Origin of the sequence: Nitrospira sp. (genome assembly GCA_024998565.1) — a bacterium.
Lineage (GTDB): Bacteria > Nitrospirota > Nitrospiria > Nitrospirales > Nitrospiraceae > Nitrospira_A.
Genome location: JACOEM010000010.1, coordinates 130,083 through 143,161, shown reverse-complemented (window position 1 = coordinate 143,161; position 13,079 = coordinate 130,083). Strand labels below are relative to the sequence as shown.

Sequence of the window (13,079 nt, the reverse complement as noted above, 5' to 3'; positions counted from 1 at the left end):
ACATTCTCTCACTGCATGGAGTGATCCGATGATTGACATCTCCAAACTGTTGACCTTTGGCGTCCAGCAGGGCGCCTCGGACTGCCACATCAGCGCGGGTGAACCACCGATGATCCGCCTGCATGGCGACCTCAAGAAACTCGACCATCCTCCACTGACGCAGGACGAAACCCACGCGCTGATCTACGACATGATGAGTGACGCGCAGCGCAAGAATTTCGAAGAACACCGGGAGTGCGACTTCTCGTTCGACCTCGGCGACATTGCCCGATTCCGCGTCAACGTGTTTGTGCAAGGGCGTGGATTGGGGGCCGTGTTCCGGACCATTCCGACGGAGATCCTTCCCCTGGAGAAACTCGGCATGCCGCCGATCCTTCGACAGCTCTGCGACCGCGAAAAAGGCCTGATCTTGGTGACCGGCCCAACCGGGTCCGGAAAATCCACCACACTCGCGGGCATGATCGACTATCTCAACAACACCTTTGAAGGACACATTCTCACCATCGAAGATCCGGTCGAGTTTGTACACAAATCCAAGAAATGTCTGGTCAACCAGCGGGAACTGGGCGTCCATACACTGTCGTTCGCCAACGCTCTCCGCGCCGCACTCCGCGAGGACCCCGACATCATTCTCGTCGGCGAAATGCGAGACCTGGATACGATCCAGCTGGCGCTGACCGCTGCCGAAACCGGACACCTGGTCTTTGCGACCCTGCACACGTCCAGCGCCCCGAAAACCATCGACCGCATCATCGACGCCTTCCCTCCGAACCAACAGGCCCAAGTCCGCGCACAGCTCTCGGAAACGCTGGAGGCGGTCTTGACTCAAACCCTGCTCAAGAAGAAGAGCGGCGGCCGGATTGCGGCGGTGGAAATCATGGTCGGTACGACTGCGGTGCGGAACCTCATCCGCGAGGGCAAACTCCACCAGATTCCCGGCATCATGCAAGCCAGCCAAAAAGACGGCATGCAGACCATGGACATGGCCCTGGTCGATCTGGCCACACGAGGACTGGTGACGAAAGCTGAGGCTCAATCGCGCAGCATGAATCCCAATCTCTTCAGCGCCGCGGCAGGAGGCGCCGCCTAATCGGGCACTCCACGCAACCAGAACGGGTTTCCCACAGTATTGGAAAGAGGCATTTCATGGATGTTCGCACGCTTCTCGAAGTAATGGTCAAGCAGGAATCGTCCGACCTGTATCTCACCGTCGATGCGCCCCCCATTTACCGCATCCATGGCTCGACACATCGGACCGATGCCCCGCCGTTCACGAACGAGCAGCTCGAGTCGTTGGCGCTGGCCCTCATGCGAGGCCAACAGCGAGGTGAGTTCGAAGAGAAGATGGAGATGAACCTCGCCCTGTACTACAAAGACCTTGGCCGCTTCCGCGTGAACATCTTCCGGCAGAAGGGCAATGTCGGACTGGTGTTCCGCCACATCAAAGCGGAGATCATGACCGTTGAGCAGCTTGATCTACCGCCCATCGTCAAAGACATCGCTATGACCAAGCGAGGGCTGGTACTGGTGGTCGGTGCGACCGGCTCCGGCAAATCCACGTCCCTCGCCGCGATGATCGACCACCGCAATACGGTGCATGCCGGCCACATCATCAGCGTGGAAGACCCGATCGAATTCGTCCATCACCACAAGAAATCGATCGTCACCCAACGCGAGGTCGGCTTCGATACCCATTCCTTCGGACACGCATTGAAAAATACCCTGCGCCAGGCACCGGACGTCATTCTCATCGGTGAAATCCGTGACACGGAGACCATGGAAGCCGCGATCACCTTCGCTGAAACCGGACACCTCTGCCTCGGAACGTTGCACTCGAATAATGCGAATCAATCGATCGAACGCATCATGAACTTCTTTCCGGTCGAACGTCACGCGCAGATCTACCTGCAGCTCTCATTGAACCTGCGAGCCATCATTTCTCAACGATTGATTCCCTCCCTCGACGGCCGCCGCGTGCCTGCGCTCGAAATCATGCTGGATACGCCGCGCATCAAGGACCTCATCAAACGTTCTGAAATCGATACCCTGAAAGAGGCGATGGAGCAAGGCATCGACGAAGGCTGCCAGACATTCGACCACGTGCTGTTGCAACTCTATAAGGCCGGGAAGATCAGTATTGAACAAGCGTTGATCAATGCCGACAGCGCCAACAATCTTCGTCTGAAAATTAAACTGGCGGGATTGAAGGGCGACGATGCAGTGGCGGCTCTCCTGGACAAGAACGACCGGGATGAGAAGGGGTTCCAGATTCAGGGACAAATGGGCCAAGGCGGGAGCAAGAAACGCTGAGGGTCAGAATGTTGAGGCCCCTGATCCTCGGGAGCCATTCCTGCGCGAGAGCACATCACGCAATTGATCGGAAGATCGGCCTAAGGACGCCCTGCCGGAAGCTCTTCCCCCGCCTGTTCGAGATAGGATGCGATTTTATCTAAGGCACCCGCACTCAACTTTCGTCCGTACCAGGTCGGCATCGTGTTCGCCGGAAACCCGGGTACCACATAGATCCCCGGCGATACCACTGATTCCACAATGTACTCACGAACCGTCTGCGCCTGGCCCTTATACTGCGGATCGGCCAGGCGACTTGCTCCGGTCTTCGCCAGCCACAACGGCGGACCTACCTGGCCCTTCGCGCCCGCAATGCCGGGAATCTGATGGCAAACCGGACAGCCGGCGCGGACAAAGAGTTCCTGAATCGGTTCATCCCCGGTCACCAACGGCACCATGTTCGGGTCAATATTCTGGATAGCCGGGGTTGAATCAGGTGGAGGCGAGATATTGCGGATTCCCGCCAGCGCAACCAGGAACACAAGCCCTGCCGCGAACGCGGCGACGGCCTTATGCTTTCTGTTTGGCGATGGAACAGACGATGGGGCACCTGAATCAGGCATAACCACGAATTAGGAAACTTACGAAAGCCTTGGGGCGTACCCCCGGCTCTATTTCTTGGCATCCATCGCGCAGCGAAATCCAATGGTGCGGTCCTGAAAACCAGGCTCCGCCGAGACCCGCGAGGACGCACTTAACGCCACAGGCAAATCGGCCCAGGACCCGCCGCGAATCACCCGTTTCTCGCCGTTGGCAGGACCCATCGGATTTTTGTCGGGACTCTTGCCGTAGTAAGTGCGATCGTACCAATCGGCTACCCACTCAGCTGCATTCCCCGCCATGTGATGGAGACCGTATGGACTACGCCCCCCGGCTTTCAGGCCGTGGCGGACGCTCATTCCTTCCACCCCACCCGCCACACTCACCAACGTGATGGCTTCGCTGACCCACACGCCACGATTGTAGTTGGCAATGTCCACAAACGGCTGCATGGGGCCCCACGGGTACCGACGGCCATCGGTTCCACGCGCCGCCTTCTCCCATTCAGCTTCTGTCGGGAGTCGCTTCCCCGCCCAGGCACAATAGGCCGCCGCATCCTCCCAACTCATCCCGACAGCCGGACGATCGCCGACCGTCTCCGCCGCTTCATCATCCCAGGTCGGCGGCGCATCATATCTCGCAGCCTGAAGAAACTTTCGATAGAGTTGCAGCGACACTTCATATCGATCGATGGCATACGCGTCGAGGGTCACCACATGTTCGGGGCGCTCGGCGGGAAGCCCATCGTTGTTCCCCATCGTAAAAGGCCCGGCTGGAACCAACACCATCGGCGCACCATCCTGCCCTGTGATCGTCTCAGCCCCGCCCGCCTTGCCATCCGCCCCCGACGGTGGCTCGGCCGCTCGCACCGACCAGACTCCGACAAACAGCATGACGGATACCGCGAAGGTCATAATGAACAGACGCATATGCACCTCTCACCCAGGGATACGCCCAGACGCAACCCGAATCTACCCAGGCAAAGTGTAGCCGCGAGTCTGTGCAAACTCAACTATATGTATAGAGAGGGTGGACTAGAGAGATCTCTATTCAACTGGCGGAGGCGAGCAATGGGGGGACAGAGGCAGAGACAGAGACAGATTCGGCCGGCATGCGACGCATGCCGGCCGGAGGAGACACCAGGCTTATAGCTCTCAATCGTTCATTACTTGAGCTCTGCAACCCGCCGGTCGTGGTCCTTCATAGTCCGCAGCGCCGTTAAGTCAGAACGCTCCAGAAGATTATGCAGCACTTCCTCCTTCAACTGAGCCATTAACGCCTGATGGTGCTTGGAAGATGGCGCCGTATCCTGCAAGAGATTGAGCCAGCCCGTCGTCGCCGCCTCATAGCGGCTGTTCGGCATGGCTGTGTGCAGTTCCTGAAATACCGTAACCGCATCGGCTCGATTCTCAAAGAGCGCGACCAGACCACGCGTGTAATACGCCTCTTCACAGGCGGGACCTTTATGGCAACTCTTCATGCGGGAGTCCTGTGCATGGGCGATGGCTTGAAGCGACTTCAGCTCGGTCGCTTCGATGGTGAAGAAGGCACTACTTGGCAACGTCGTGGAAGAACCGGGCTGATTCATCGTCGTACACCCTTGTAACCCCGCTACCAGAACTGTCATCAGGGCGAGAAGAGGAACCGTTCGGTGCGACATCGTTAACCTCCTCATAAGCGCGGATAGGTCGGCGCGCTGGATTGACCGGAATTGTTTGCCTCGCGGTGATGTTCCGACTGTACCACCCAAACCGGATCAGGCCATTCCACGGAGGCTGTACCTCTTCGGTACTGGCCAACGGCACACCACAACTCTCCGTAATACCGTTAGACAGAGGGGAGGTAAAAGAATGATCTGCCGAAGACTGCCCTGACCAGGCTAAGGCAGGACCAGAAAAACGAGGCGGTCAAGAGGGAGTCGCCCCGCCGGGCAGGCGGAGCGACCGGAACATATCGCTAGTGCCAATTCGCAACCAGAACCTGCTGCACATCCTGTGGGCGCTGGGCCAAGGCTTGCTCCCAACTCAACCCGGTCTGTTGCGTGAATCCTGCCATCGCCTGGATCAATTGGTTCACCTGAGTGCTCATCAATTGTTGACCGTTACCCGCTTGGACTGTTTCGATCTGATTAGTGGCGCCCCCATACCAGTTGGCAATCGTCACCTGATCGGTCGAACCGTAGAGCGCGATGCGCAAATCATTGGCACTTTGACTCAACATGATGTCCAGAGGATTGATCCCGGCCCCGAAGTTGAGCCGATCGCTGCTCCCGCTCGTGTCAGTCACAGTGTCCTGACCATCCCCGCGAGCGAATTGAAAGACATCATTTCCAGTCCCACCATTGAGCACATCGTTTCCTTGTCCACCTGCAATGGTATCGTTAGCGTCACCGGCTACCAGTGAATTATTACCGACATTGCCGGTCAGCACATTGGCCAGAGAATTGCCCGTCCCGTTGACCGCTGCAGATCCGACCAGCGCCAGATTTTCCACATTGGCTCCTAAACTCCAGGTTACGGCGCTCTGAACCGTGTCGGTGCCGGCATTCGACGCCTCCACCACCGTATCTCCTACTCCCACAATATATGTGTCGTGCCCCGCCCCACCGGTCAACGTGTTGACTGCACTATTGCCGATCAAGATGTTATTGAGCCCGTTCCCAGTGCCGTTGATGAGAGCACTTCCCGTAAGCGTCAGATTCTCGACATTTACGGCAAGCGTGTGCGTGACACTACTCTGGACTGAGTCAATACCGGCATTCACCGATTCGACGATACTATCGCCGCTCCCGATCACATACGTGTCGTTCCCAGCAGCGCCAGTGAGTCGATTGGCGGCATTATTCCCGGTCAGGATATTGTCCAACCCGTTTCCGGTCCCATTGATGGCTCCGCTCCCGGTCAGCGTCAGGTTCTCCACATTGGCCGCCAGGGTATACGTCACCGAACTCTGAACGGTGTCGAGACCTTCATTGGCCAATTCAGTAATCTGATCGCTGACGTTGTCCACAATGTAGATGTCGTCGCCCTGCCCGCCGATCAACCTATCTGCGCCGGTTCCTCCATTAAGAATATTAGCGGCGTTGTTCCCGGTCAGTGTATTGGCGAGGCTGTTGCCGGTTCCATTGACTGCGGCGGTTCCCGTCAACACAAGGTTTTCCACATTGGTCCCCAACGTCCAGCTGATATCAGCTCGTACAATGTCAGTCCCGGCACCTGCTGCTTCGACAATCGTATCGCCCGCCCCAACGACATACGTATCATTCCCTGCTCCGCCACTGAGAGCATTGACCGCGCCATTGCCGGTCAAGACATTGCCAAGAGAGTTTCCCGTGCCATTGATGGCCGCATTCCCGATGAGCGTAAGATTTTCGACATTCGCACCCAACGCATAGGTGATACTGCTCTGAACCGTATCCGTCCCTTGTCCTGCCTGTTCCGTGACGCCATCTCCAATCCCCTCGACAAGATAGACGTCGTTGCCGGATCCGCCAACCATCGTGTCTGCACCAGTTCCCCCATCCAGCCTGTCGTTCCCTGCGCCACCGTAAAGGGTATCATCTCCGCCTAACCCCGAAAGAGTGTCGTTCGTGACATTCCCATACAAATAATCCAGGTCCTCAGTCCCAACCAGATCCACACCTTCAACGCGAGCCAGCATCGCGGTGTAATCCCAAATAGTGCCATCTGCGAATTTGATCCGATCAACACGGAGTGATGGAGACGCGAAAAATCCGCCAAGCATGAGTTGATCGGCGGTACTAGTTATGGTCAGAATTACACCGGTACCGAAATCAGGGGTCGCACGCAACATGAGATCGCCAGGGCCGACTCCTTCCAGGAGTTGCAGCGTGTCGACATCCGATGAATCGCCTTGATCGTCGATGGAATCTTGCCCATATCCTCGACCGAATAGATAGATATCATCACCAACATACCCCTCCAGAAGATCGTTTCCGGCTCCACCATCCAGAGTATCGTCACCGAGCGAAGCCCGGATTTGATCGTTCCCCCCCAACCCACGAATGAGATTGTCCCCATCAGTACCGTAGAGCGTGTCGTCGGTGTCACTGCCGAGAAAAGTCAGCACTCGACTCTCGATCGTGCTCAAATCCCACACGGTTCCATCGAAAAACGCAAATTGGTCCACGTGATTGCTCGGGGAGACAAAAAAGGACTCCACCGTCAATTGGTCTGTGCTCCCATTGACCTTAACGACCAGATCGTTGACATGATTTTCGAGTATGAGATCGCCCGGCGCGATCTCCGCTCCGAACAGTACCTGATCGAGCCCTGTGTGGGCATACGTCTGCATGCCCATCCGCACGATGTCCTGCCCGTACCCACGATCAAACAAGAACGTATTGTCGCCCACCCCGATGAGAATGTCGTTTCCTCCTTGGCCGTCAAGCTGGTTGGGACCGGACAATTGGTTGTCCAGCACATTTCCTACCAGGTCTACTCGCTGAGTCGACTCCAAATACAAATCGTTCAGGATCTGAACATTCTCCACTTGGTCAGGCGCTTGAAATGCAAGAGAAGCACTGGGCGCTAGTTGGATGGTATCAATGCCCCCATTCGCGTCCTCTGACACGGTGGCAAGTCCTGAGAGAAGGTAATAGACATCGTCGCCGGTCCCACCGAATAACTGATCGTCGGCCGCGTTTGACACCAACAGATCACTTCCTTCACCTCCGCGCAATACGTTCACCCCAGCGCCACCATAGAGCCGGTCATTTCCGGCGTCGCCTTCCACTAGATCGTCGCCCTCTTCCCCCTCCAACACATCAGCGCCCTCGCCGCCAATGAGGACATCGTTTCCATCACGTCCGTGGAGCCAATCAGCAGCCTGACTGCCTTGCATATGGTCGGCAAAGGATGTACCGACCATCGTTCCTCCGTCCACTGATGCGGACAGGTTAAACCCTCGCGCGAGCAATCCGGCGTCCGTCAGCACCGTGCCATCGGCAAATTCGAACTGATTAATCGTGTGAAACTCGGAGGGTGAATTCAGCCCAAAGCCGACAATCCGAACCTCATCACCACTGCTCCCGACACGTACGACAAGGGAATCACCGGTTGCCACGTCCAACCTCAGGGATTCAGCGGTAATACCAGCGCCAAAGACCAATCGATTGCTCTGCGTTGCATCATCCTCGATAGAGTCAACACCGCCCCCCAGGTTAAATCGATACGTGTCACTCCCAGCCCCGCCGATCAGCCGATCATTTCCTGCCCCGCCGTGCAGGTCATCCTCCCCGGCACCTGCATGAAGGACGTCATCGCCATCACCGCCATCGAGCACATCGTTCCCCGCCTGTCCCACAAATAGCGGCGAGTCTCCAAAGAGAGAGTCATCACCGGCATCCCCGAACAAGGCATCATCTCCCACATCGCCCACCATCTGGTCGTTTCCCTCGCCACCGAACAGTTGATCCTGCCCCGCACCACCCCACAACTGGTCATCGCCCTCTTCGCCGTCCAGGGTGTCATTGCCCCCGAGGAGATTCAGGACAGTGGGGTCGTTGCCATCACCGTAGAGGAAATCATCACCGGTGCCGCCAACAATGAGATCGTCTCCCTCTCGGCCCTGCACATCGTCGATCCCATCACCACCATCAAGCTGATCATTGCCGAGCCCGCCATTCAGCAAGTCATCCCCGGCATTACCCGAAAGGAGATCATGGTCATCTTGGCCAAAGAGAGCGTCATTGCCGGCACCGCCGAAGAGCGTATCGTTGCCGACATCCCCATGAGCCTCGTCATCCCCTTCATCCCCGAAGAGCTCGTCATCGCCTTCCTGCCCGGTCATTAGATCACTACCGAGGCCACCCCACAACGAATCGTCACCGGCTCCTCCCTGTAGCTCGTCGCTGTCCGCACCACCATCGAGAACATCGTTCCCGGCGAACCCAGCGAGCCGATCCATCCCGACTCCACCATACAGAATATCGTGGCCCCCTCCACCTTGAAGTTCATCGGCTCCGGCGCCGCCATCGAGAATATCTTCAGACCCGAGATCCTCTGAAAAGTCTCCGACCAAAAGATCGTCGCCATCCCCACCGGAAAGAGAGTCAGCTCCTGCGCCGCCGAATAGCCGGTCATTGCCCTCACCACCATCCAACCAATCATCGCCAGGAATAGTCTGGGCAAAATCTGACTCACCATACAGCAAGTCGTTGCCCGCCCCGCCGATGAGAATGTCGTTTCCTCCGTCACCGACAAGCAGGTCGTTACCGGCACCTCCATCGAGATAGTCGTCCGCGCCTAGAGCCGAGGAAAATGCCAGCATAGGAGAACTTTGTGGAATGAGATCAACACCATATGCTTTTGCAATCCAACCCACCGGACGGTTCTCTCCCCTAAGAACATCCTCCCCCTCCCCACCAAGCAACACATCAACGCCAAGGGCGCCCAATAACACGTCATTGCCGGCGCCCCCGTCAATATAGTGTGTGCCGCTGCCGATATGGGTCCATGCGTAATTGGCTATCTCGGTATCAGTCACAGCAATATCATTGCCATCTCCCCCCAAAAAGATGTCCCCATCGGAGACATCGGCATAATCATCACCGCTACCCCCAACGAGATAATCATTCCCTCCAGCACCGACTAAGATGTCATCACCGGCCCCACCATCACGAAGATCAGAGAACGAGTCATGTATTGACGGCACCTGAGAGGTGAGGACATCATTTCCTTCGTTGCCATACATGGCATACGAATACGGATTGGTGGCAATGAGCGTCTCATCCCCACCGTCTCCCACCAACACATGCCCAAAAGGTCCTGCAGGAAGCCCTGTATCAGACGGAATAGGGGAGACATCGCGCAATTGAATCCCCATTTGACCGCTCTGGAAATTCTCATTCACGATGAGGACACCGTTGACGATGAGATCGGTCCCGGACATTGCATAAGTGGTTCGACCATCCAGGCTTGTATACGTATTAGCGGCATCGCCCACACGGCGAATCCCGCCCTGCAATAGGTGGCCGTCGAATATGATTTGACCCTGAGCGTCGCTGTCTTCGATTCGATCCAGCCCATCGCCGGAATGATAGATGTAAGTGTCAAGCCCGATGCCGCCTTCGAGGAGGTCGATGCCTCCCATGCCTGCAAGGCGGTTGTTGCCACTATTGCCTTTTATCGTATTGTCGAGATTATTACCGATACCTGCGATGTTGCCGGATCCTGTAAGAATTAAGCCTTCCACATTCGCACTCAGCGTAAAATCCACCGAAGCCAGTACTTCATCAATTCCCGCAGTCTCAAACTCGACGACTCTGTCGCCTGGGTTGTCGACGATATAGGTATCATCTCCGGCACCACCACTCATGCGATCAGCGCCACGACCTCCGTCGAGAAAGTCGCTGCCTTGTTGCCCCAGCAAAATATCATTATCAGCTTCGCCGAATAGCCTGTCATTGTCTCCACCACCCTCAAGATAGTCTTGTCCCCCAGCCCCGCGAATCGTGTCTTCCCCAGCCCCTCCATAGAGATGATCGCTACCTGTCCGCCCGACGTACTCTCGGCCCTCAGCATCCCCGAAGATTACCGCTTCAGTTGCTGCAGCCCCACGTTGGTTATTGAAGAAGCTCGTTTCGTCGATAAACAAGGTATGGCTGGTAGGGACCCCCTCCGCCTGATTGAACCGCAATTTCTCCGCCAATAGTTCCGCCCGGTCACTTAGTGCCAGCTGAGTCCACACACCCACACCGGTATTGGAATCATAAAGGTCGAGCGAATGGTCCTGATTGTGGAGGGTCTCATAGTCGATGCCGGTCACCACGAACGGATTCAACTCGCGAAGCGCATACCGGTAGGCCAACCCTTCAGAGGTTGTGGTTTTTGCCGTCGCAAAGACCTCACTCGAACCCAGATCGACAAGACTGATGACCTGTGCGCTCTTGCCTCGCAATTCTTCCAGGTTAGTATAGAACTGGTTCCGGAACGTGAGCTGGCCGAAATCGTTCGTCTGTCGGCCGAAGGGAGTGGGAGTAGCGTTCGGATCAAAAGCCTTGCGTAAACCATCCAATATCTTCTCCAAGGAATTGCCTTCGGCAAGACCAGTGACACCGACGAAGCCGGAACCTGTGAGACTGGACGCCGCGGAGAAAAGACGCTCGATCGTTTCTCGACTGAGCGTGGAGGTCATCTCTTGGATCCGTTCCGCGAGCGCGAGAGAATCGACGATCAGGGTGATGCTGTGTGTGGTGCCGAAACTACCTGCTTGCCGAAACAGTCCACCAAACCCATCAATGTCGGGTTGGTCCTCGATGAAAATAGAGGTCGGTTCAGCATGCACTCCGGAATTTGCGACATACGGCTGGTCATTGTGTGTAGCCTGCCCAACTAACTGCGTAATTTTGTTGAACGCTGGACTAATGCCAACTTCACCTGGCGGCAGAAATGAACTTGTGGGCAGAAATGCAAGAACTGTCTCGCCTCGAATCCCCTGATACCATTGTTCAGCATAGATATTCCCACTGTTTCCGTTGAAAAAGGCCTCACCTGAGGGATCCCAGTTCAACATCTTGGACTCTGCAAACTCCAGCATCTGACGGATTCGCTCGGCCTCGGGCAAGCCAGGCGTCCCCCCGTTGAGATGCCCTCTCCCTGCTCCATTGAAAGTATAGGTATGATTAATCTCGTCAGCATGCAGTTCGGTAAACACCGTCGCAAGATGTCCCCCGAGCGAGTAGCCTGTCACATTGAGGATCGCACCAGGCGGAAGCATGTTCGGATTGGCTTTCAGTTCCCGATAGTACCGCTCCATACTCACGAGTTGGGCAAGAGAGAATCCTGTTCCGGCGATCTCACCTGCTGCCCCTGGCAATCCATCTCGTTCCCAGTCACCGCCATCGACTTGCTGTTGGTACTCTACGCTACGGAAAGAGAGGGTATAACTGTTCGTACTATTATCGAACAGCAGGGTGGCGCTGAACCCCGTAGCGTCGTTGGCGTGATGGTCGACGATTTGGTATCGATCAACAAAAGCTTGATCTTGAAGCGGTTGCGCCACCGTCCCCGTAACGCGCGTTGCCCCAACTTCTGGGAACCCGGAACGATTATTCCCAAGACGCAGTTGCACCTTTACCTGTTCGGCATTGCGCCAATCAATTCCATCAAGGTAACTCTCCGCTGCCATTTGCTGCAGCGCAAACCGCAACCAAATACTGATCTCACCTTGCGACACCGAAACCTCCTTCTTCACTACCCGCCACTGGAGCAGGCTTGATAACCCTACTCAAGAATTCGTAGGTGTATTGATTCGCATGCTTGTATACGGGACAGGCCTGCCCGCCTACCCACCAAACTCCAGTTAAATTGTTCCGAACGTCACCGCTACGCATATAGCCACGACGCACTGCCAACACGTCATTGGACATCAGGTCTAGCACTATGATTTCCCCGCCCGCGATTCCTAGCTCTCGGTCGTGAGGGCGTCGCACCCCTCGCCAGATGTAGCCATATCGACTTTTAAGCGTGGACACTTCTTCCACCACCATGGGGCTCTTGGTCTGCACATACCCGGAGTACCGCAGATACCGGGGGGCAGTACTCAAGCCCGAAACCGGCACGACCTTTCGAAGCTCTAAAAACTTGTACCGCCACCAAGGGGGATTGATAAAAAGCTTTTGCGGCGCATCAGTTTCGATATCCGAGTAAGCATACGGATCTTCGAGTGCATAAAGATGCTGGAGCTTATAGTCGTTCACCGACTCGCGCGATCTCATCATGTACAGGCCTTCCACATTCTCCACTGTCCTGTAGATGAACTCCCCCGCCTCGGTCTTGCACAAATGATCAAAGTATTCCTGGCTCGTCATCCCTGGCTTGTAGCCGCTATCTTCCGGAACCGGGTTAGGAATCTTGATCGAATGGGCGAAGCGGCCCTCTTCGGTCGCCAAGGGATCAGCTGGCTTGAGTTTGCCTACCTCCCCACACACTTCCCCGGGATCAAGTTTCCGGCTTTCACACGCCTGCCTGATCTTCTCAATGGCCTTCCGAAATCGCTCTCCAGGCGTCTCTTCTTTCCCCAATAGCCCCGCCTCGCCGGTCACGATTGTGGTGACGAACAGCAACCCTGCAACGAGAATGCTCCTAGCAATTTGACCAGACATCATCTTCATGACCAATCCTCTTCCTGAGGTTTGTTGCGCAACATAGTTCCATCTCAGATATTTC

7 protein-coding genes are annotated in these 13,079 nt (G+C 56.1%); 2 read left to right on the top strand and 5 right to left on the bottom strand.

The annotated features are described in order from the left end of the window. The first annotated feature begins 31 nt into the window (after positions 1-31). The gene (locus H8K11_15970) at positions 32-1,090 is read left to right on the top strand and encodes a type IV pilus twitching motility protein PilT (protein MCS6265249.1); all 1,059 of its coding nucleotides are present in this window, start codon (positions 32-34) and stop codon (positions 1,088-1,090) included. A 56-nt stretch (positions 1,091-1,146) separates the two neighbouring features. Next, positions 1,147-2,310: a PilT/PilU family type 4a pilus ATPase gene (locus H8K11_15965; protein ID MCS6265248.1), complete on the top strand. Its 1,164-nt coding sequence runs from the start codon at positions 1,147-1,149 to the stop codon at positions 2,308-2,310. Between the two features lie 80 nt (positions 2,311-2,390). On the opposite strand, the gene H8K11_15960 is transcribed toward H8K11_15965, so the two are convergent. From H8K11_15960 to H8K11_15940, 5 genes are all read right to left on the bottom strand, one after another. Next, the gene (locus H8K11_15960) at positions 2,391-2,747 is read right to left on the bottom strand and encodes a c-type cytochrome (GenBank protein ID MCS6265247.1); all 357 of its coding nucleotides are present in this window, start codon (positions 2,745-2,747) and stop codon (positions 2,391-2,393) included. Between the two features lie 213 nt (positions 2,748-2,960). Beyond that, on the bottom strand, positions 2,961-3,818 hold the full coding sequence (locus tag H8K11_15955; GenBank protein ID MCS6265246.1) for an SUMF1/EgtB/PvdO family nonheme iron enzyme: 858 nt from the start codon (positions 3,816-3,818) through the stop codon (positions 2,961-2,963). 236 nt (positions 3,819-4,054) lie between these two features. Beyond that, complete coding sequence (locus H8K11_15950; protein MCS6265245.1) at positions 4,055-4,549, bottom strand: hypothetical protein; 495 nt, start codon at positions 4,547-4,549, stop codon at positions 4,055-4,057. A gap of 296 nt (positions 4,550-4,845) precedes the next feature. Beyond that, positions 4,846-12,087 (bottom strand): hypothetical protein, encoded by a 7,242-nt coding sequence (locus H8K11_15945; protein ID MCS6265244.1) that lies wholly within the window; start codon positions 12,085-12,087, stop codon positions 4,846-4,848. Then, entirely contained in the window at positions 12,074-13,024 is a 951-nt protein-coding gene (locus H8K11_15940; GenBank protein ID MCS6265243.1) for a hypothetical protein, read from the bottom strand. Before H8K11_15940 ends, H8K11_15945 begins: the two co-directional genes overlap by 14 nt. Positions 13,025-13,079: the final 55 nt, after the last annotated feature.